Source organism: Lacticaseibacillus sp. 30, from assembly GCF_053819265.1.
Genome location: NZ_JBSOQX010000003.1, coordinates 174975 through 195408, shown reverse-complemented (window position 1 = coordinate 195408; position 20434 = coordinate 174975). Strand labels below are relative to the sequence as shown.

The 20434-nt window shown below is 46.6% G+C and carries 18 protein-coding genes; 5 read left to right on the top strand and 13 right to left on the bottom strand.

Annotated elements, in window-relative coordinates:
• Positions 1-924: 924 nt before the first annotated feature.
• From ACWPAB_RS03580 to recJ, 6 genes are all read right to left on the bottom strand, one after another.
• Positions 925-1938, bottom strand: a complete 1014-nt coding sequence (locus tag ACWPAB_RS03580) for a hypothetical protein (protein WP_003579325.1) — start codon at positions 1936-1938, stop codon at positions 925-927.
• Between the two features lie 208 nt (positions 1939-2146).
• Positions 2147-2950, bottom strand: coding sequence for an N-formylglutamate amidohydrolase (locus ACWPAB_RS03575; RefSeq protein WP_003579328.1), 804 nt, complete (start codon positions 2948-2950; stop codon positions 2147-2149).
• A 410-nt stretch (positions 2951-3360) separates the two neighbouring features.
• A complete protein-coding gene (locus ACWPAB_RS03570; protein WP_003565728.1) occupies positions 3361-3675 on the bottom strand; it encodes a DUF960 domain-containing protein in 315 nt (104 codons plus the stop codon).
• A gap of 18 nt (positions 3676-3693) precedes the next feature.
• A complete protein-coding gene (gene ybaK / locus ACWPAB_RS03565) occupies positions 3694-4197 on the bottom strand; it encodes a Cys-tRNA(Pro) deacylase (RefSeq protein ID WP_003575271.1) in 504 nt (167 codons plus the stop codon).
• 323 nt (positions 4198-4520) lie between these two features.
• Positions 4521-5048 carry an adenine phosphoribosyltransferase gene (locus tag ACWPAB_RS03560; RefSeq protein WP_003565731.1) on the bottom strand — a complete coding sequence of 176 codons (528 nt, stop codon included), beginning with the start codon at positions 5046-5048 and terminating at the stop codon, positions 4521-4523.
• A complete protein-coding gene (recJ, locus tag ACWPAB_RS03555; protein ID WP_003579333.1) occupies positions 5045-7339 on the bottom strand; it encodes a single-stranded-DNA-specific exonuclease RecJ in 2295 nt (764 codons plus the stop codon). The genes ACWPAB_RS03560 and recJ overlap by 4 nt, the downstream gene beginning before the upstream one ends.
• A gap of 273 nt (positions 7340-7612) precedes the next feature.
• Between recJ and ACWPAB_RS03550 the strand changes: the two genes are divergently transcribed.
• The 3 genes from ACWPAB_RS03550 (at position 7613) to ACWPAB_RS03540 (ending at position 9023) form a co-directional block, all read left to right on the top strand.
• Positions 7613-7984, top strand: a complete 372-nt coding sequence (locus tag ACWPAB_RS03550) for a hypothetical protein (RefSeq protein ID WP_003565736.1) — start codon at positions 7613-7615, stop codon at positions 7982-7984.
• A 323-nt stretch (positions 7985-8307) separates the two neighbouring features.
• Complete coding sequence (locus tag ACWPAB_RS03545; protein WP_003588015.1) at positions 8308-8784, top strand: ASCH domain-containing protein; 477 nt, start codon at positions 8308-8310, stop codon at positions 8782-8784.
• Between the two features lie 5 nt (positions 8785-8789).
• On the top strand, positions 8790-9023 hold the full coding sequence (locus tag ACWPAB_RS03540) for a hypothetical protein (RefSeq protein ID WP_003579337.1): 234 nt from the start codon (positions 8790-8792) through the stop codon (positions 9021-9023).
• Between the two features lie 92 nt (positions 9024-9115).
• Here ACWPAB_RS03540 and lepA read toward each other — a convergent pair whose 3' ends face one another.
• Both lepA and ACWPAB_RS03530 read right to left on the bottom strand, forming a co-directional pair.
• Complete coding sequence (gene lepA / locus ACWPAB_RS03535) at positions 9116-10954, bottom strand: translation elongation factor 4 (RefSeq protein WP_003575274.1); 1839 nt, start codon at positions 10952-10954, stop codon at positions 9116-9118.
• 156 nt (positions 10955-11110) lie between these two features.
• Entirely contained in the window at positions 11111-12019 is a 909-nt protein-coding gene (locus ACWPAB_RS03530; RefSeq protein WP_003579340.1) for a helix-turn-helix domain-containing protein, read from the bottom strand.
• Between the two features lie 91 nt (positions 12020-12110).
• Between ACWPAB_RS03530 and ACWPAB_RS03525 the strand changes: the two genes are divergently transcribed.
• Together ACWPAB_RS03525 and ACWPAB_RS03520 are read left to right on the top strand one after the other, a co-directional pair.
• Positions 12111-13712, top strand: coding sequence for an ATP-binding cassette domain-containing protein (locus ACWPAB_RS03525; RefSeq protein ID WP_016382072.1), 1602 nt, complete (start codon positions 12111-12113; stop codon positions 13710-13712).
• A gap of 203 nt (positions 13713-13915) precedes the next feature.
• On the top strand, positions 13916-14149 hold the full coding sequence (locus tag ACWPAB_RS03520) for a hypothetical protein (RefSeq protein ID WP_225351429.1): 234 nt from the start codon (positions 13916-13918) through the stop codon (positions 14147-14149).
• Here the strand turns inward: ACWPAB_RS03520 and dnaJ are convergent.
• From dnaJ to hemW, 5 genes are all read right to left on the bottom strand, one after another.
• Positions 14133-15296 (bottom strand): molecular chaperone DnaJ, encoded by a 1164-nt coding sequence (gene dnaJ / locus ACWPAB_RS03515; RefSeq protein ID WP_003579344.1) that lies wholly within the window; start codon positions 15294-15296, stop codon positions 14133-14135. The two genes, ACWPAB_RS03520 and dnaJ, sit on opposite strands and share 17 nt — an antisense overlap.
• Positions 15297-15408: 112 nt before the next feature.
• Entirely contained in the window at positions 15409-17283 is a 1875-nt protein-coding gene (dnaK, locus tag ACWPAB_RS03510; RefSeq protein WP_003565747.1) for a molecular chaperone DnaK, read from the bottom strand.
• A 29-nt stretch (positions 17284-17312) separates the two neighbouring features.
• Positions 17313-17903 carry a nucleotide exchange factor GrpE gene (gene grpE, locus ACWPAB_RS03505; protein ID WP_003565749.1) on the bottom strand — a complete coding sequence of 197 codons (591 nt, stop codon included), beginning with the start codon at positions 17901-17903 and terminating at the stop codon, positions 17313-17315.
• A gap of 176 nt (positions 17904-18079) precedes the next feature.
• Positions 18080-19126: a heat-inducible transcriptional repressor HrcA gene (gene hrcA, locus ACWPAB_RS03500; protein WP_003565751.1), complete on the bottom strand. Its 1047-nt coding sequence runs from the start codon at positions 19124-19126 to the stop codon at positions 18080-18082.
• Between the two features lie 162 nt (positions 19127-19288).
• On the bottom strand, positions 19289-20434 hold the full coding sequence (hemW, locus tag ACWPAB_RS03495) for a radical SAM family heme chaperone HemW (protein WP_016382073.1): 1146 nt from the start codon (positions 20432-20434) through the stop codon (positions 19289-19291).

Sequence of the window (20434 nt, the reverse complement as noted above, 5' to 3'; positions counted from 1 at the left end):
ATCGCGTGAATCAATAGCTGCTAACCCTTGATACATCTTTTGATTCATTCCCGCCAGATTGTGACGAACGGTTAATCGGTCATTTGGAAGAAGATGAATGTTTAAATCATGACGCGTTCCCGACGACACTTCTGCAGGTATTTTGACGGTTAGTGCGAGATCGTTATTTATTTCTTCGCCCCCTATCATAAAACGTATTAAACCCAACTTTAGATTCTTGTTCTTGTTTGGTCGCGAACCTAACATTAGATTAGTGCTAAATATATAACAGAACGATTAATATAACAACATTCTATTTTCAGAAACATTTTTTATAAAAAATGGTATCGCATTCAAAACCCCCTTTCTAAAGGTTTTATAGAATTAAACACGAACGTTTTAAAGTACATAAATAACATAATGTCTTTTTATATAAAATCATTTACGAAAAATTGACGTCTAAATTTGCCAAATCAGATTCAATAACGCCTATTATTTAACTATTATATTAGTTTCTCAGGACCAGTCTTAAGAAACTTTTCTGAATTTTATTTACTTTTATGTTCACTAAGTTTTCTAAACCGCCCATATACGGTTGTTTTCCACCTATACTAGTTTCTCTAAAATTTAAATGATGGTTTATAGAATGCCATAATGATTTTATAAGAATTTGACAAAGATTAGCGTTTGTCATCTAATTATCGAGCAATCACTGCTGTCTGTACTTCAAGTCTGACTGTCATTAAGAGCGATTTTTCAAAGGACATGCAAAGCTTGTCTTTTCGTCATAACGTGAAAGCACAGCAGCATGGCTGGTTCATGTTTCATTCAACGAGCATCAAAAAAGGTCTTCCAAGAATGGAAAACCGTTGTTCATTCAATGTTTAGTTGATTTGACTTAAGCGTTCAGTTAGCAGACAGTTTTTTAACCGCCTTAGTGGCAACTTAACTCATGAAATGATGCCAACTGTCAATTTTTTGGACGTCCTCGGGCAACGCCAAAACTTCTGGCCGCTCAATAAATTGTTCGTTCACCAAATAGCGCAATGGTTTGAGTAATTGGGGCAGTATCAATTGATCAGGTTCATCGTTGATGATAGGGATGAGGTGATCGTGCATCGCTGGTTCATTCACCAGCTGGACGAAAAGCTCGCTTGAAGCATCAATGTAAAGTTTGCGATCAGTATGGAGAAAATTCTGCGTCAACCACCAAACCAAAATCGCATTCATATCCGTAAACATATGAACAGGTTCACCTGCCTGATTGTTGAGCCAATACTGCTTGATCAAAGGCAACGCATTGATGATTGGAACGCCGCCAATATTGAAAATCGTCGCTTGAATCGTCGTGTTGGTCAGCACTGGCTCAAGAAGTGAAATTTGTTGGAAGTCAGGCAGTTGCGCATAAAGTTCAGAAGCGAAAAGTCGCTGATCCTCGTCATAACTATCCTCTCGAGTCAATTGACCTGCATGAAAATAACTCATCATCGTTACACGTTTGCGATCATCATGCGCAATTTTTAATGCAATTCGCCCTTCATCGTCTAAATAGCGATCCGTCCGACTGCCGGCTGCTGGCTTGACCTTGAACTGTTCAAGCAAATGCGTGCCAAAAGCAGCCTGTGTTCGGTTGGCAGCGCCGCGATGATGCAGGTCATCATAAAAATTATGATACGAAGTCTGCGGTAAAAAAAGCTTCTTCTTATCCCGATAGCTCATGAAGCGCGATGTCGCATCAAGTTCAAGATCGCCGGTGATGACGCTTGGTGAAAGTGCCTCTTTCTTGAAAAGGTTCATCACCGACCGAATCCTTGCCCACATTTCATCCGGCATTTCTGTCGGGAGCATATCCAAGTATAAATAATCCGTTTTGACATCATCAAACGAGAAACCTGCCAAATCACTTTCCTGTCGTTGTCCCGGTTCAACAGCCTGCTTCTTTATGTTAAAGAAACTCATTGCTTGATCTCCCCCTTTTTCCTCGCGAGCGTCATCCAACCAGCTTGTAAGCGAAGCCTTATACTGATTCTAGATTGACAAACGTGTGGTAGCGCCGATAAGCAGCTATTGTGCATTCGGTCACTTTCATCTACGGCCAAGTATGCCATAGCAAACAAAATTTCTGCCACTATTTAGGTCGGTGGAGGGCCAGTTTGATCAGCAATTTTTAAGTTAACTTCAACAAGAAATCCCGCAAAAAGCGCAATCTATCTTGCGCTTTGCGAAATAAATCAGTCTGATACTGAGTCAACACTTCTTCTCTAAATGGGCGCTGGTCAATGTATTGATCGTATCGTAGCTCAATTTGAATGGCGGTGATATTAGGTTGATGACCGTAGTAGCGCGTTATGTCACCGCCACGAAATGGAAAGTTATTTTCAACTGTGAAATCATGTGCAGCAAACGCGGCGGATAGCGTTTGTCGAAAAATTTTACTAGTTGTTCGGTCATGGTCATTGCCTAACACGATTGTTTTTGGCTTGATACCAGGGTAATGAGGATATTGGGCAAAACTATGCAAGTCAATTAAGTAAGCATGGCCAAATTTTGCCTGTTTTTGCTTTAAAATCATTGTTAGGGCGTGACGATACGGCCAATAATAGGTTCTCAACCGTGATTGCAGTGTTTCTGGCGGTAGCGGCCGCGCGTATAGAGGATGGTTGAACGTATTTCGCTGATAAATTGTGGCAGAACGATAATCGTGATCTGAATCTAAGGTAACAGCACGATTGGGATCGGCGACATAGCGATTAACACGATTGATCAGCGTCGTGAAGCCGGTTTGCGGCAGGAAGTCATAAAGCGCAGGCAAGAACCAGTCGCTATTGGCCAACACGGCAGTTGGCAATAAACGCTTACGCATGTCAGCAGGGATCCAAGTACCACTGTGCGGGAAACTAATCACAACAGGAGATGCTGCGTCTGCATGCAGCAACTCAAAGGTAGCTGATAGTTGTTCGTTTTCACCCATTTTCTTTCCTCCTCGGTGACTGTTATCGGATCTAGAACAGGTACAGGTTGAGACATACTTCTAAGACGACAAAGCAAAAGCGAACAATTTTCCATTTGGAAATTTGTTCGCTTTTGCCTGCTCATAGATAATTTATTATGATTTTAAGGACCGTAGTGCCAAGGCGGAGCAATCGTAGGCCAGATGGGGCTCAGCCGTGCAAACAACACAGCGACGGTTTCTGGAGCTGATGTCTTTGGGCTCGAAGCGCCGTCACAGCGTTCCAGCCCCAGCTGGCCGGAGATTGCGGAGTTTGGCACGGCAAGGAAATTTTAGCCTAGCATCTTCCTACGATTATTCGGAATTTAATGAATCACAAGTTCTATGAGGGTAAGATGGCTCACCCTCTTCCGCATACAGGTGATTTTTAATTACTTCTGGTGTCCTTCTTCAGGCAGCAAGATAGTTTGACTCTCGCCGTCGTCGTAAGCCATGACTGTGTCGGGAAAACTGGGATCATACGGGAATGGCAGATCAACTGACATCTCCGTTGCCGCGCCATTTTCACTAAAATGAACGGTCAGCTTCCCCTGATTATTCTGCAGATCGAAACGTAACAAGTTATTTAGCGGAACAACCCCTTGCAGATTTCGATCGATGATCATCCAAATGCTATCAATGATTTCACCTGGCAGATTCGAGATGACGCCAAAAGTCGCGAACCGACTGTGATTTGTCTCAAACATACACGCGATCTCCTTCCTTCAGTCTTGCGTGGCAATATCCGCAAATTGTGCATCAACAAATTGCGCCAAAATTTTAGGATCAATGCCAACTGAGCGACCCACTTTACCGGCGGAAACAATGATCGTTGCCTGGCCCTCAGCCTCTTGACTGATAAAAATAGGATACTTATGCCGTTCGTGAATGCCGATGGGTGTGTTAGCACCATGCTCGTAACCTGTGGTTTTCATGAGATCCTTCAGCGGCACCATGCCCACTTTGCGGTTACCAGAGACCTTGCTTAGTTTTTTATAATCAACATGCCGATCGAGCGGCACGACGCCGACCACCGGACCAGTTTTGTTGCCCGTCAAGACCAGCGTTTTATAAATCTGATGTTCTGGTACATCCAGATGGTCAACTGTTAGCTGAGCAACATCGCCCACCTCTTCAGTCGGAAATTCGTAAGGCACATAAGCGATCCCCGCTTTGTCCAACATTTTTTCGACCAAGGTCTTTTCAACCTTATTGTGATGTTTAGCCATCGCGATCCCCCCTAAACGCGATCACAGTCGCAGCAATCTGCGTGTAAGAACCTCGAGTGCGATGGGCCCAAACCCGGTCATCACGCCTGAGGCTACTTACACGCCGGTTTCTATGCGCGACTGCTCACGCTCTTGCTTAAATGCGCCACCTTGCGTAGCCAACCTACATGCATGTAAGGACCTTGGTGGCAATGGTCAAAAGACGGCCATCACGCCCAAGGCCGCTTACACGCCAGCCGCTAACCGCACTGGCTCACGCTCTGTCTTACGTTAATCCCGATGCCACTTAAAATACTAGGGCATTTTGACTGAAAATACCACTATCATGCGCCAGTGTATGACATCAGCGTGAACATGTCATAGTCTTTGATCTTGTCGCGGCCGTGCAAGTCGCTTAGCTCAATCAAAAAGGCGGTGCCGACAACGATGCCGCCAAGCTGTTCGACCAAGCGAATCGTAGCAGCAATCGTGCCGCCAGTGGCCAACAGATCGTCGCAAACTAGGACACGTTGGCCAGGTTTAATCGCATCCTTATGCAAGTATAAGGTGGCTTCGCCATATTCAAGATCGTAGCTGGCTTTAACGGTTGGCCGTGGCAACTTCCCTTTTTTCCGCGCCGGAGCAAAGCCAATACCCAGCTTGTACGCCACTGGACAGCCAACAATGAATCCGCGTGCTTCTGGGCCGACGATCATTTCAACGCCTTTGTCCTGTGCATAAGCAGCAATTTCATCTGTCGCTGCAGCATAGGCTTTGCCATCTGCCATCAAAGGTGAAATATCACGAAAAATAATCCCTGGTTCAGGGTAATCCTGCACACTGGCAATGTAATCTTTAAAGTTGATGGTCATGATTCTACCTCACTGTCTGAATGCTCCGTCAGCAACATGGTTTCAAGCTGAGCGCGCGGCATGGTCTGTAACTGTTGCGCCAGATCTAGAAAGGCTGTGCGCGCTGCATAAGCCTTCGCCGTTTGCAGCGGCTTTTTCGCCGGGGCTGTGACTGGAGAAATAAAAGCACCCTCTATTGTAACAAAATCGAGTTCAAAAAACACCTGAACCGCTAAGATCACTTGATGGACGGTTAAATGGACCGCCTTAGCAATCGCTGGAATGTGATGCTTGTCGAACCCAGGATGGGCCTTCAGAAAACGCAACACGGCCCCAAATTCTGCCCGCGTCGGTATAGCAACCAAGCGGCTTGGTGCGCCGTAAAACATGACGGCAACAGGTGGCTGCACATACTGCATCACCTGATGCAACGCGGCAGCATCTTTTGGCAAGTCGACTAAAACTGCATTCGCTAAAGGCGCTTGAACCTGAGCAGCGATGGTCGTTGGCCCACCAAAGGAAAATTGCCGCTCAAACTGTTGCTTTACTTTCGCATCAAAAAACACATACGTGCGGCTGGCTTTGAACTGGCCGCCGTCAATCGTTGGCATTCGCCAGTCAATGACTTGCGGCTGTTTGACTTCATAGTCTTTCAACATGAGTTGTAGACTGGTATGACCTTGCCAAGTGTTTTGATCCAGCTGAACTGCCAATTTAACGGCCTGTGCCGTTGCCAGTGTTTCCGCAGCATCACCATAGCCAAAACCAATCACATTGATGCCTTGGTCAATTTGAAAACGCAGGTGATTGTTTTCTTTACCAATCTGTTTCACATTTTGGATAACTTGCGGGCGTACTGAGAAAACCGGTTCGGGATTGCCTTGACCAAACGGTGCTAACTGACGGATCAATTGATAGTGATCAAATGTCAAATCAGCATCTTCCAGCCTCGTTGAGATAGGCAGCGTTGGTTTCGGAACAGTTTTCAGCATTGTTGCCGCAGCCGCCTCCATCTGCGCATGAATCGATGGTAAATCCGTTGTTTTAGCTGTGAGACCGACTGCCATATGATGGCCACCAAAATGGACCATGTGTTCCTTTGCTGGCTCTAAAGCTTTGAAAAGATGATAAGCCTCGATCGAGCGACCTGAGCCTTTGGCAGTTTCGCCATCATCTGCAATGTTCATAATTAACGTTGGCTTGCCTGTTGCTTCGACAACCTTGCTGGCCACAATCCCGACAACCCCTTCATGCCAACCTTTACTGGCCAGCAATAATGTTTTGGCCGCTTGGTTTTCCGGCGCCTGTGCCATCGTCAAAGCTTCCTGAGCGATCTTTGCAACTAATCCTTGTCGTTCCTGGTTTAGCTTGCCGACTTGTTCGGCCAACTCAGCCGCTACGTCATCCTCAAATGTCGTCAGTAACGTTACGCCAGGATTCGCGTCGCCCATCCGCCCAAGTGCATTCAACCGCGGTCCGATGACAAAACCGACCGTTGTTTCATTCACGGTTTCCGGGGCAACACCGGCTTCCTTTAAAATAGCCGCAAGCCCGACCCGTGGCTGAGTCTGGATCATTTTTAAGCCTAATTGCGCAATCACGCGATTTTCATCGGTTAAGCTGACCAGATCAGCAATGGTACCCAAAGCTGCCAAGTCAACGCTTTCTAACGGTGGTTCGCCTAATAAGGCCGTTGCAACCTTAAAGGCAACGCCAGCCCCAGAAAGATCACCGAACGGATAATCGCCATCTGGATGCCGTGGATGAACAACGGCCACCGCATGCGGCAACTTTGCTGGCAACTCGTGATGATCGGTCACCACCACATCCATGCCTGCAGCCTGTGCCGGATTGATGACTGCGGCACCAGCAACACCGTTATCAACGGTGATTACCAACTGTGTGCCAGTTTTTTGCAAATAAGCATAAACTTCGGCATTCGGCCCATAACCATCGGTGAAGCGATCAGGAATAAACACATCCGGATCGGCGCCCAGACTTTGCAAGGTCTCAAGCATGATGGCACTGCTGGTCAACCCATCAACATCGTAATCGCCATAAATCGTGATTTTTTCATTTTGCTCAATTGCCTTCAAAATCCGGGCAACGGCTTTATCCATGTCATGCAAGGCGAATGGATCATGCAATCGACTAGTGTCTGGGTGCACGAACGCATCATAATCTGCCTGATCATTAATCCCGCGTTGCAGCAACAAGGTCGCTAAAAATGGTGGGACACCCAATGTCTCGCTAAGCGCGTGTGCATCAGCTGCTGCAGGTTGTGGGGCGAGTTGCCATTGATACTGCGTCATATCGTCTCGTTCCTTTCTAACCGATCCAGTATACCAGAGAAAGCTTGGTGAATTAACCGGTATGCCTAAGTTATCTTTGGCAGATGCTGACTGACAGGACACAAACAGAATGCGTGTCGGCATGACATGTTATTGTGTCGGACATTCAATGCAAGCCATCCGTGCGACTCATTGAAAACGTGATATAATTAAATTGTGAATAAGCCCAACTCCAGTCAGCGACTTAAGATGTGTGATCAGCTTAAGTTGGTCATGCGATAAGGAGGAAGCACCATGGCAAAATCTCAAGACCAATTCAATGAAAAGGTCGGTAAAGAAATTAACGTTTCTGACGAGGCCGTCGATAAAGCAGCTGCCCAAATCGAGAAAGTCGGTTACGTCACTGAAAAGGACGTTCCGGAAATGATCGATCGCGATTACACTCGGGCATTGTCCAAGAAGGTTTCGGCAAAACTTCACAAAGACAATGACGATGATTACTTCTACGAAGAGCCTTTTGACTATGAAAATGGCCGCATTGCAAATATCATGTGGGACATGGATAAAATTAAGACCCGCGAAGAAGCCATGAAAATTTTGGCTGATGAACTTGGCCTTACCGTTCCTAAGATTGTAATGCGTAAAATCGACGAACAGGTCTTCTAGTCTGGAGGAGTTTCACAGCTTCAGTTTCTGCAGCTGTGGACGCGGTTCAACTTTAATAAAACAACCGGTATCCTTTGCGGAGCCGGTTTTTTTGTGAGCGCGAACAAACCACACTTAAAAAACGGCGCGTAAGTGGTCTTAAGGCAAACGGTCAAAACCGTGGCCTTAATTTTCACATGTAAGCCTTCTGCAATTGCGAGCACGTTATGGCGATAATCGGCAACATCAGGATAGCAGCTAGTGACAGGGATTTTTCAAACACATCATCATGCAACCGCCAGCTTATTGTGTGATAATGATGATAAAGAAAGGATGTGAATGCCATGGCTGACCAACAGGAATTAGATGATTTTTTTGCCCACGCCAAGGCTGCTCTAGATTTGCACGCTGACACCTATGAAGATGCTTACCAACTCGGCGGTGCAAAATTTGCTGATAAACTCGCTGCATTGGTTAAAACCGGCAAGAAAACCGCAACTTCAAGCGGCTTTGAGCTGTATACTATTGAACAGGATCCGCTACCCAACGCCGGCGTCTATAATATTATCTTGAATCGGGCGGATAAGCCTGTTGCCTTGACTTTCACGGACAATGTTTTTGTAACGCCATTTATGAAAGTGACTGCCGATATTGCTAAACGCGAAGGAGAAGACGATCAATCCTTAGCTAGTTGGCGTGAAGTCCATCAAGCCTTTTTCAGTCAGGAATATCAAGCGAATGGCATTCAATTTGATCCAGAATCATCCATGGTCGTGGTCGAGGAATTTCATACTGTGTACCCAGTCGTTCAAACGAGGTGAAAGCAATGAATCTCAAGCATCGTACAGCGATCACAGAAAAGAAAGTCACGCAAAAGCTCGATGACATCCCCCATCCCACACTTGATGCCACACTCTACTTACTCGTTTTCAGCATCACTGCTATCGGCGGCCTAGTTTCCTATGGCGCCTATCAGCTCTTTAAACCGGAGCGAAAGTTAGCCCACAAAGCAAAAACACTCGTTGATGAACATGAAGATGACCACCAACACAAGGCATAAAAAAAGCAGGTCACAACGGCCTGCTTTTTGCTTGTTTTGAAGAAGATGTGGGCAAATCACCAAGGTCTTTGTTTCTATGAAAACAGAACTGCCTATTTACCTTGGCTTTCTTCATCATTCATCTTCAGAATACTCATAAACGCTTCTTGTGGAACTTCCACAGACCCCACTGATTTCATTCGCTTCTTACCAGCCTTTTGCTTCTCTAAAAGCTTCCGTTTCCGCGTGATGTCGCCGCCATAACATTTTGCAAGAACGTTTTTACGGTAAGCCTTCACAGTGCTTCTGGCAATGACTTTATTGCCAATCGCAGCCTGAATCGGAATTTCAAACTGTTGACGCGGTATCGTGGTTTTCAGACGCGCAACAATGGCCTTGCCGCGTTCGTAAGCAAAGTCCTTGTGCACGATGGTACTGAGCGCATCGACAGGATCGCCATTGAGCAAGATGTCCATCTTAACCAGATCACTTTGGCGATAGCCGGTGATTTCATAGTCCAGACTGGCGTATCCCTTCGTGCTGCTCTTGAGATCATCGAAGAAGTCGTAAATGATTTCTGAAAGCGGCAAGTTGTAAATCACATTCACCCGATACTTGTCTAAATAATCCATCGTCACAAACTCGCCGCGCTTACGTTGCGATAACTCCATGACTGGCCCGACATAATCATTAGGCACCATGATTGAGGCTTTGACATACGGTTCGCGAATTTCTTTGATTTCGCTAACTTCTGGCATGTCAGCTGGGTTGTCGATCGTTTTTTCAGTGCCATCGGTCATGATGATTTCATAATCCACACTTGGCGCGGTCATGATCAAGTCAAGGTCGTAATCGCGTTCTAGTCGCTCTTGGACGACATCCATATGCAGCAAACCTAAGAACCCGCATCGGAAGCCAAAACCAAGCGCCTGCGAAGTTTCTGGTTCAAATTCCAAAGCCGCATCGTTCAACTGCAGCTTTTCGAGCGCCTCGCGCAAATCGTTAAACTTGGCATTATCAACTGGGAAAAGGCCTGAATACACCATTGGCGTGATTTTGCGATAGCCTTTCAGCGGCTTTTCTGCTGGCCGATCCGCTAAGGTCACCGTATCACCCACACGAGTATCCTGAATGGTTTTGATCGCGGCTGTGATATAGCCAACATCTCCGACCATCAGAAAATCACGTTTGACCGCTTTAGGCGACATCACGCCGACTTCGGTCACTTGAAATTGCTTGCCATTGCTCATCAGCTGAATGGTGTCGCCGACTTTAACTTGGCCTTCCTTGACGCGCACATCAAGCACAACGCCACGGTAATCGTCATAAACCGAGTCAAAAATCAGTGCTTGTAATGGCGCATTCAAATCGCCAGATGGTGCTGGCACATCGGTCACAATCCGCTCAAGAATTTCAGGCACGCCTAGGCCGGTTTTACCACTGGCCAAAATAGCATCGGAGGCATCCAGCCCGATCATCTCTTCAATTTCCTCTTTAACGACATCTGGCTGGGCACTCGGTAAATCAACCTTGTTAATGACCGGGATGATTTCAAGGTCATCATCGATCGCTAAATAGACGTTGGCTAATGTCTGGGCTTCGACGCCTTGGGTGGCATCCACGACCAGCAAGGCCCCTTCACAGGCCGCCAGACTGCGGCTGACTTCATAGCTGAAGTCAACATGTCCCGGTGTGTCAATTAGATGAAAAATATAAGTTTCGCCATTTTTAGCTTTGTAATGCAGTTCAACCGCATTTAGTTTAATGGTAATGCCACGTTCACGTTCAAGTGCCATATCGTCTAGCACCTGCGCCTGCATATCACGTTTGGCAATGGTATCGGTCAACTCCAAAATACGATCAGCAAGGGTCGACTTCCCGTGATCAATGTGGGCGATGATCGAAAAATTGCGGATATGCTTTTGGCGGTCCAGCATTTCTTCTTGATTCATGTTTAGTAGTGCCTACTTTCTAAGCGAATGTGATATGAGTTCTATTATAGCAGAGCTTGACGCTGCTCGGTAGAAACGGCAGTAGCGCGTGAACAAGCCAAGATAGAAATCGGAACCATAAGCAGCCTTCTCAGCCGAATAATGTTGGCATGACACTCAAATGCCATCGAAGACAAAGAAATCGGACGGCTCGTTTGCCTTATAGTGGGCTATCTCGCTTCGGCGAACATCTTGCCAAACAGTTTCGTGGTGCTTCATCCCAAGCTGATGATAAAGCGTCAGCGTTTGGTCAAATAAGGTAGCTGCTTCAGATTCTGCACCTTCGAACAACTTAAGCCAGCCCGCCATAAATGGCAGGAAAATTGAGATGTCAGCTAACTCAGCTTTTTTCGCTTCTCTTTGAGCCAAGTTTAGACATTGAGCTGCCTCTGCAAAATGTGTTTGGGTAATGTAGGCTGTGGTAGCGGTGAAATAGACATAAAACAGCTCGCGTTGATAACCCGGAATGGCGGCCAAAAGAGCCGACTTGCGTTTAACATTGTCGATGAATTGACGGTTGACTGCCAAAGGAAAAAGCCGCGCACTTTGCTTAAACAAGCGCATTTCATGCAACCCCCATTGATCAACATTTTGTAAATAATAGGCAATCCCTGACAAGTACGGGGGATGTCCGAAATGCGCATAGCCATGGCGAATTTGCAAAAAATGATCCAGTTGAAGACTGTAACGTTTTTCATTTTGACGCTCAAGCATGGTTAAGCGCTGGTCAATGGCCTCATGATCATAAGGATGCGACAGTCGATCATAGCTGTAGCGAATAAGGTTCAAGTAAGCTTCAATTTGCTGTTCAGAGACCGACTTGGCGGTGCCGGTTCGGATTACTTGGAACTCATCAAAACTGACAGCAATGCGGTCTAGCAAATGAATAAACCGCTCAGTCGAAATATGCAGCTGATCATGCTCAAACTGTGAGATCAACGAAATAGAATTAACGTCATCCGCCACTTGTTTTAGCGTTAATCCTTTACTGCGTCGCAAACTTCGAAAAGTCGCACCATACTGCATATGACATCACCGCCTCAACTTTTTAGCATACTGAAATTATAGCACCGACACATGTCATCCTCGGTACCTTATTCATTAAGAGGTGATCCCGATGACATTTTTTCAGGAATTATTACGGCTTAAATGGCGGCTGGTGACCTATATTGGCCTATACGGATTGATGACCAGTGCCTTAACTGCGACAGCCATATTGAGCGGGAATGCGATGACAGCACTCACGCATTTTCATCGCACCATGTTTATTGAGGCGGCACTTTTGCTGGTTATGGTGACAATCACCCAGCTTGCCTTAGCAACGTTGACCAATATTGACCAATTCGTCCTCCAGCGCCATCTCAACAACAATATTCGCCGTCAACTCGTCGCCAATATCGCTAAAATGTCCTATCTGACTTATCATCGTCGCACGGATGCCGTTTATACTTCGTGGCTCACCAACGATATGAACACGATCAATCAGCAGGGACTGCGATATTTTTCTTACATGATTCAAGCTATCTGGCAGGTTCTGCTTAGTGCGATCGTCTTGGTGAATTATCAAATTAGTTTTTTACCGACTGTTACATTGGCAGCTACTGCCCTGTTGATAGTACCGCTGCTCTATCGCAAACGACTGGCCCGGGCCGCTGCCGAATTTAGCCATCAAAACGAGCGGTTGAACAAGAAAATCAGCGATGTTTTGGCAGGATTCGACACCTTGTTGATGGCTAATCGCCAAACGTTGCTGATAAACCGAATCACTCACGCTTCTGATGAAACCGGTCAGGCAAATCTTCACTATATGCAATTTGACATGTTCACGCAATTTCTCATTAACCTAGTCAATTTGGCAAGCCAACTGGCGCTTTTGATCCAGGCAGGTCTATTGGCTTACCAACACCAACTGGCAGTTGGTGCCGTCGTAACAATTTACAGTCTTGGCGGTTCAACCTTCAGTGGCTTAACGTTGCTGAGCTTCTCCTTAACGACCCTCAAGTCAGTCAAGCCGATTTTTAAAAAGTTTGGGGCGGCTGCAATTACCTTACCGAGTACTGGACAAAAGATCGGGCCACTAGCGCACGCTTTGAAGATCAAGCAGCTTGATTTTACTTATGGCAATTGCCGTGAACCAATCCTCCGGCAACTTAATCTCACTATTTCCGCATTAACAAAAATAGCCGTTGTCGGTGCCTCTGGTCGTGGTAAAACGACCTTAGTCAAACTATTGACCGGTTTGTTGCAGCCAACTCACGGCGGTATTTATTGGGATCAGATGCCTTATCCCGAGATTGATGGTGGTTCTTTACGCAATCAAATTACTTACATTGATCAATCACCATACCTTTTTAATGCAAGCATCCGGTTCAATATCACATTAGGCGATCCTTTTACTGATCGCCAGCTCAATCAAGTCTTAACGCTGTGTCAGTTAACGACCTTCGTCGCAAATCAGCCACACGGCCTGGAGACCATCCTCAGTCAGAATGGTAGCAATATTTCTGGCGGTCAAAAACAACGACTGGTTTTAGCCCGCGGCTTGATTCGCAACCGGCGTTTGGTTATCACAGATGAAATCACAGCTGCCTTGGACGAACCCACGGCCATCAAAATTGAGCAACTGCTCGTCACATTGCCAAATATCACTTTGATCATGATCACACATCATCTGCATTCACAAATCGCTAAACAAGTGGATCGGATCATCAAACTGTGATGATGGCTTGTCTCCACCAAATAATCTAAGATTAGTTCCTGTAAAGGATGTCGGTTTCCAACTCCTTACCGGATTTTTCTTTTCTCCCGTTACACTGTAAAATTGGGATATTATTCACAACCAGCAAAAAGGCCAACAATTTCCAAAGCGGAATTGTTAGCCTTTTTCTCATGGATAATTTTTATTGGGATTTAAAGATCCCAGTGCCAAGGCGGAGCAATCGTAGGCCAGATGGGGCTCAGCCGTGCAAACAACACAGCGACCGGGCTTTGTCGCTGATGTTGTTAGGCGACTTCGAGACCGGTTTTTGGGCTCGAAGCGCCGTCACCGCTCTAGCTTCGCGTCGCCACCCCATCTGGCCGGAGATTGCGGAGTTTGGCACGGCAAGAAAGTCTTTGCCTAGCACCGCACCCTATTTGCTTACTTACCGCCTTTAAAAGCTTCCTTAACCCGATCGAACAGCGTGCCATTGTGCGGGGTGACATCCTCGCCACTAGCGGCTGCGAACTGCATTAAGGCTGACTTTTGCTTCTCATTCAAATGCTTTGGCGTCTGCACTTCAACGGTGACAATCTGATCACCAGTACCATTGCCTCGTAAGCGTGGTGCCCCTTTGCCGCGAAGTCTGAACTTCGTCTGGCTTTGGGTGCCAGCAGGAATTTTCAATTCAACTGCACCATGAACGGTGTCGACTTTGATCTCGTCACCTAAAGCTGCCTGAGCAAAACTCAACGGAATGGTCAGATAGATTTCTGAACCGTCACGTTGATACTTTTTGCTTGGTGCGACTCGGAAAACAATATAGAGATCACCATAAGGGCCGCCGTTGGTTCCAGCTTCACCAGCCTGCTGTAGTCGCATTTGCTGGCCATCTTCAACACCAGCCGGTACTTTCACATCGATGGTGTGACGTTCCTGTTCGTGGCCAGTGCCATGACAAGTCGGGCACTTTTCCTTGATTTCCTGACCTGTGCCGCCGCAAACATCGCAGACCTGCCGCGTCATCATCGCGCCAAATGCGGTGTTGCGTTGAACCTGAATATACCCACTACCGTGACACTTATGACAGGTCACTGGACTGGTACCAGGTTTAGCGCCGCTGCCATTGCAGGTGTGACAAACGGCTTCACGATCATAGGAAATTTTGGTGTCTTTACCAAAAATAGCTTCCTCAAACGTTAGATCCATGCGGTATTGCAAATCGGCCCCTTGGCGCGGTGCGGATGGATTAGCTTGCGCACCACCGCCGGCACCGCCAAAGAATTGACTGAAGATATCGTCAAATCCGCCAAAACCGCCTTGTCCGCCGCCAAAGTCACTAAATCCGCCTTGACCAGCACCAGCGCCGCCAAACCCTTGCGGACCGTCAGCAGAACCATACTGGTCATAGGCCGCCCGTTTTTGGGGATCAGACAAAACCTGATAGGCTTCATTAATGTCTTTGAACTTCTGCTCAGCCCCTGGTGCATGGTTGAGATCCGGATGGTATTTCTTCGAAAGCTTGCGGAACGCTTTACGAATGGTGTCATCATCGGCATCTCGGCTTACACCGAGTGTCTCATAATAATCTTTCTGATCCGCCATAGTTCCTCCTCGATTCAGATCATGACTGAAAATGCCTGTTCAGCATAGCATAATTCAAACAAAAAGCCAAAACCGCGCCGCGGCTTCGGCTTCTTGCTCATGATACAACATGTTACTTCTTATCGTCGTCGGAAACATCCTTGTAGTCACCATTAATGGTGTCATCGTCAGACTTTTTATCATCGCTGCCTTGAGCTGCGCCTGCATCAGTTGCTGCACCGCTGGCTGGGCCGCCTTGCGCCTGCTGATTCTTCTGGGCATTTTCGTACAACTTCACGGTCATATCCTGAACCAGTTTGTTCAAGTCATCCCGTTTTTGCTTCATGTCGTCCAAGTTGTTTTCTTGTTGAGCCTTCTTCAAGGCTTCCTGAGCATCCTTGACCTTCTTGATGTCTTCTTCAGGTACCTTACCGTCAACATCTTTCAATGTCTTATCGGTTTGGAAGAGCAGCTGATCGACGTCATTCTTTAAGTCGACTTCTTCTTTACGCTTTTCGTCGGCATCGGCGTTTTCTTCGGCTTCCTTCTTCATCCGTTCAATTTCTTCATCGGACAAACCGCTAGAACTCTTGATGGTGATGTTTTGCGACTTGCCGGTGCCAAGATCCTTCGCAGAAACCTGAACAATGCCGTTCTTATCAATATCGAATTTAACTTCGATCTGAGGTACGCCACGTGGTGCTGGCGGAATATCCGTCAACTCGAAGCGACCAAGTGTCTTATCGTCAGCTGCCATTGGCCGTTCCCCTTGAAGTACGTGGATATCAACGGCTGGTTGACTATCTGCTGCAGTAGAGAAGACTTGACTCTTTGAGGTTGGAATTGTGGTATTACGATCAATCAGTTTGGTGAAGACACCGCCCATGGTTTCAATCCCAAGAGACAGCGGCGTTACATCCAACAGCACAACATCCTTGACATCACCAGAGATGACCCCGCCTTGAATGGCAGCACCAAGCGCAACCGCTTCGTCTGGGTTAATGCTGTGGTCTGGGTCCTTGCCAGTCCACTGTTTAACTGCTTCCTGAACTGCTGGTGTCCGAGTTGAACCACCATTTAAAATAACCTTGTCGATGTCAGCGTTGGTCAACTTGGCATCCTTCAAAGCATTTTCGACTGGGATCTTGGTCTTGGCAACCAGGTCAGCGGTCATTTCGTCAAACTGTGCCCGCGTCAAGGTGCGTTCCAAATGCAACGGGCCATTAGGGCCAGCAGAGATAAATGGCAAGCTGATCTGTGTCTGGGTAACCCCGGACAGATCCTTCTTAGCCTTTTCAGCGGCATCCTTCAGCCGTTGCATCGCCATTTTATCCTTGGACAAATCAATGTTGTTGTCTTTCTTAAATTCAGCAACTAGCCAGTCGATGATCTTGTTATCAAAATCATCACCGCCCAAATGGGTATCACCATTGGTCGACAGCACTTCAAAGACCCCGTCGCCTAATTGCAGAATGGAAACATCAAATGTCCCACCGCCAAGGTCATAAACCAGAATCTTTTCGTCCTTGTCGCCTTTGTCCAAGCCATAAGCCAAGGCAGAAGCGGTTGGTTCGTTGATAATCCGCTGAACATTCAAACCAGCAATCTTGCCGGCATCCTTGGTGGCCTGCCGTTGGCTATCATTAAAGTAAGCCGGTACGGTGATAACGGCGTCCTTAACTGGTTCGCCAAGATAATCTTCAGAGAACTTCTTGATGTATTGCAAAATCATCGCAGAAATTTCCTGAGGGGTGTATTCCTTATCGCCAACCTTGACTTTGTAGTTAGCTTCACCCATATGGCGCTTAATGGAAACAATCGTGTCTGGGTTAGTGATCGCTTGGCGCTTGGCCACTTCACCGACTTGGATTTCACCATCTTTAAATGCAACAACAGATGGCGTGGTCCGATTGCCTTCAGGGTTGGTGATAATTTTTGGCTGATTGCCTTCCAGAACCGCAACAGCTGAGTTGGTAGTCCCTAAATCAATACCAATAACTTTACTCATAGTTTATACCTTCTTTATTTTCAGATTAATTATTTTGCAACGACAACCATAGCAGGACGCAACACGCGATCCTTGAGGTAATACCCCTTTTGCAATACCTGCGCGACTGTGTCAGCTGGATGTTGATCATCCGCCGCGACCGTTTGAACGGCTTGCTGGGTATTGGGATCGAACTTGTCCCCGGCACCATCAATGGCAGTGATACCGTTTTCCTTCAAAGCGCGTTCCAGATGATCGTAAACCATTTGAACACCCTTCTTCAGGGAAACTGCACTGTCATCTTTGGCCTCGGTTGCAAGCGCCCGTTCGAGATTATCAACAACTGGCAAAATGGCTTTAGCCAACTTTTGCCCATCATATTTCAACAGCTTTTGCTGCTCTTTCTCGAAGCGAGCATTCATATTTTGAATTTCTGCAGCGGCACGCAGGTATTTATCTTCAAAGTCGTCGCGTTCTTGCTTCAACTGCTCGCCGTCATGTTTACTGTTCGAAAGTTGTTCGTTAAGATCCGCGATACTTTCTTGTAAAATATCTTCTTTTAACGAAGTCTCTTTCGTATCAGCAGACTTTTCAGCTTTCTTTGCGGCGTTTGCTGCATGCTTTGCTTTTTGTTCTGCCATGGTATCCTCCTTTAACGCGTTTCCTGACGTAAAAGCCTGTCCATAAGAAACACATGCACAATGCCCAAAAAAGACCATTGCATTTGTGCGCCGATTTCTGAACGTGTCAGTTCACGCTATTCTTTAAACGCATCAGTTGGCTTAAAAACACCAACTGATGCTATTTGCTAACATGATTATTGATCAAAGTTGGCATAGTAGTCTGTCAACCGTTTAGCTAGCTCTTCGCGAAAAACGTCGAGCAAGCCGATCATCTTGGAGTACGGCATTTGCGTCGGTCCCAAGAGGGCGATCATACCGGTACCGTGACCACCAACATCATAACTAGCAGTGATCAAGCTGAGGTTCGCTAGATCAATAGGTTTTAACTCTGGACCCAGTCGCACTTGAACCGGTGTTTGGCGGATCGGGCCGCCCAGCAACTCAGTCAGATCGCCGTGATCCGCATCGATCAACGACATGATCTTTTTCAGCTCGTGAATATCCGAATCGCCAAGGTAATCCATCAAGTTCAACCGCCCACCAACATAAAAACGTTCAGAGGCAGCTGACTTTAAGACATTGCCAAAAATATCAAGGAAGCCGTCTGGGCTGGTCAAATACTGCATTAGCATGGACGGGACATCCGTCCTCAGCCGCTGTGCTACCTGAACCAATGGCAACCCGACCAGCTGATCATTCACAATTCTGATGGCTTTTTCAAGTTCATCGGAAGAAATGGACGGCGGGACGGTGAACACCTGATTTTCGACATTACCATTATTCGTGACCAAAATGGCCATGACTTGATGGTTACCTAGTGGTACGAGTCGGAACCCAGTGAGCTTAATATTGTTGACTTCCGGACCGAGACTAATGGCGGTGTAGCTCGTCAGATTTGATAGAATCTGCGCGCTTTGTGCCACAATTTCGTCCATTTTGCTGTAACGCTGGCCAAGCTCCTGCTTGATCGTTGCCAAATCATGGCGAGAGACGCGCACGGGTTCAACAAGATGATCAAGATAGTAGCGATAGCCTTGTGTCGAAGGAACTCGACCTGAACTGCTATGGGTCTTGGTGATCAGACCGGCATCTTCCAGCGCTGCCATGTCGTTGCGGATCGTCGCAGAACTGACGTGAACCGGCAGCTCTTGCATTAACGTCTTTGAGCCCACCGGCTGGCCACTTTCAGTAAACAACCGGATGATCTCTTTTAAGACGAGCAATTGCCGTTTCGTCAACATTTTCTCACCTCACCTTTAGCACTCGTTTTATATGAGTGCTAATACAATGAATAATATACCAAGCGAGGTTAGCAAAGTCAAGGTACGATTGCTAGATTGTGAACGTTTCTAGTGAAAATTATGGCAAGTGCATTTTAACAACACAGCCGTTTCTTTTAGCACTTAAACAAGCGGCTCATCAATCAAGAAACGTTGAAAAACTTCGTTGCCAAGGAACTTGCCTTTGTTGGTCAGGCGAATGTAGCCATCTTGGCGCACAACCAAACCTTGACTGACCAGTTCCGGCACAGTTTCACCATAAATGGCGTCAACTGTCATGTGGTAGCGATCATAAAACCGCGCTTCACTGACCCCCTGCATCGTCCGCAAGCCTAGAAACATTTCTTCTTCGATCTGTTCTGACTGTGGCACCAAATGATGTTCAAGGACCGGCAAGTGGTCAGCATGTAATGGTGTTAAATACTGCTTAATAGGACCATAGTTGTGGTAGCGATCACGACCAAGATACCCAAACGCACCAGCACCGAAGCCAAAGTACTTGTCATTACGCCAATAAAGCAAGTTATGCTCACACTGGTACCCGTCTTTTGCAAAATTACTAATTTCATATTGATGTCGGCCATGTGCTTCCATGAGATCGATCGCATCTTGATACATATCGGCCTCGACGTCTTGGGTCGGCAAGCGCAACTTGCCCTGTCGCATCAGATTATAGAAGATCGTTTTACGTTCCAAAATTAGGGAATACGTTGAGTAATGCGGCAGATCCAGTGCCAACGCCTTTTGCAAACTGGTCAGAAAGTCATCGCGGCTTTGATCAGGTAGTCGAAAAATCAAATCAATCGAAATATTATCAAACCCGACTTGACGGGCGTTAGCAATGGCAGTGTAAACATCTTTTGCTCGATGTATCCGGCCAATTCGGCGTAATACATCATCATTAAACGATTGCACGCCAATCGACAAACGGTTGACATCATAATCATGTAGCACTTGCAACTTTTCGGTCGTGAGCAAGTCATTGGGGTTGGCTTCAAAAGTAAACTCCCCTTGATCAAAATGTAGGATATCGTGAATACCCTGACACAATGTAGCCAATTGTGTCGGTGTCAGCGTGCTGGGCGTGCCACCACCGACATAAACCGTCTGAATTTTTTCTTCAGGATGTTCGGCCATCACCATCCGCATTTCTTTTAGCAGCATGGCCACATAATCATCAACTGGCTGGCCTTCGATGAAAACTTTGTTGAAATCGCAGTAGTAACAAATATGTTCACAAAATGGTATATGAAGATAAGCACCTGCCAT

Coding starts and splice junctions, on each gene's coding strand:
- ACWPAB_RS03580 (WP_003579325.1), bottom strand. CDS start 1,938: ATGAGTTTCTTTAACATAAAGAAGCAGGCTGTTGAACCGGGACAACGA.
- ACWPAB_RS03575 (WP_003579328.1), bottom strand. CDS start 2,950: ATGGGTGAAAACGAACAACTATCAGCTACCTTTGAGTTGCTGCATGCA.
- ACWPAB_RS03570 (WP_003565728.1), bottom strand. CDS start 3,675: ATGTTTGAGACAAATCACAGTCGGTTCGCGACTTTTGGCGTCATCTCG.
- ybaK (WP_003575271.1), bottom strand. CDS start 4,197: ATGGCTAAACATCACAATAAGGTTGAAAAGACCTTGGTCGAAAAAATG.
- ACWPAB_RS03560 (WP_003565731.1), bottom strand. CDS start 5,048: ATGACCATCAACTTTAAAGATTACATTGCCAGTGTGCAGGATTACCCT.
- recJ (WP_003579333.1), bottom strand. CDS start 7,339: ATGACGCAGTATCAATGGCAACTCGCCCCACAACCTGCAGCAGCTGAT.
- ACWPAB_RS03550 (WP_003565736.1), top strand. CDS start 7,613: ATGGCAAAATCTCAAGACCAATTCAATGAAAAGGTCGGTAAAGAAATT.
- ACWPAB_RS03545 (WP_003588015.1), top strand. CDS start 8,308: ATGGCTGACCAACAGGAATTAGATGATTTTTTTGCCCACGCCAAGGCT.
- ACWPAB_RS03540 (WP_003579337.1), top strand. CDS start 8,790: ATGAATCTCAAGCATCGTACAGCGATCACAGAAAAGAAAGTCACGCAA.
- lepA (WP_003575274.1), bottom strand. CDS start 10,954: ATGAATCAAGAAGAAATGCTGGACCGCCAAAAGCATATCCGCAATTTT.
- ACWPAB_RS03530 (WP_003579340.1), bottom strand. CDS start 12,019: ATGCAGTATGGTGCGACTTTTCGAAGTTTGCGACGCAGTAAAGGATTA.
- ACWPAB_RS03525 (WP_016382072.1), top strand. CDS start 12,111: ATGACATTTTTTCAGGAATTATTACGGCTTAAATGGCGGCTGGTGACC.
- dnaJ (WP_003579344.1), bottom strand. CDS start 15,296: ATGGCGGATCAGAAAGATTATTATGAGACACTCGGTGTAAGCCGAGAT.
- dnaK (WP_003565747.1), bottom strand. CDS start 17,283: ATGAGTAAAGTTATTGGTATTGATTTAGGGACTACCAACTCAGCTGTT.
- grpE (WP_003565749.1), bottom strand. CDS start 17,903: ATGGCAGAACAAAAAGCAAAGCATGCAGCAAACGCCGCAAAGAAAGCT.
- hrcA (WP_003565751.1), bottom strand. CDS start 19,126: ATGTTGACGAAACGGCAATTGCTCGTCTTAAAAGAGATCATCCGGTTG.
- hemW (WP_016382073.1), bottom strand. CDS start 20,434: ATGGCAGGTGCTTATCTTCATATACCATTTTGTGAACATATTTGTTAC.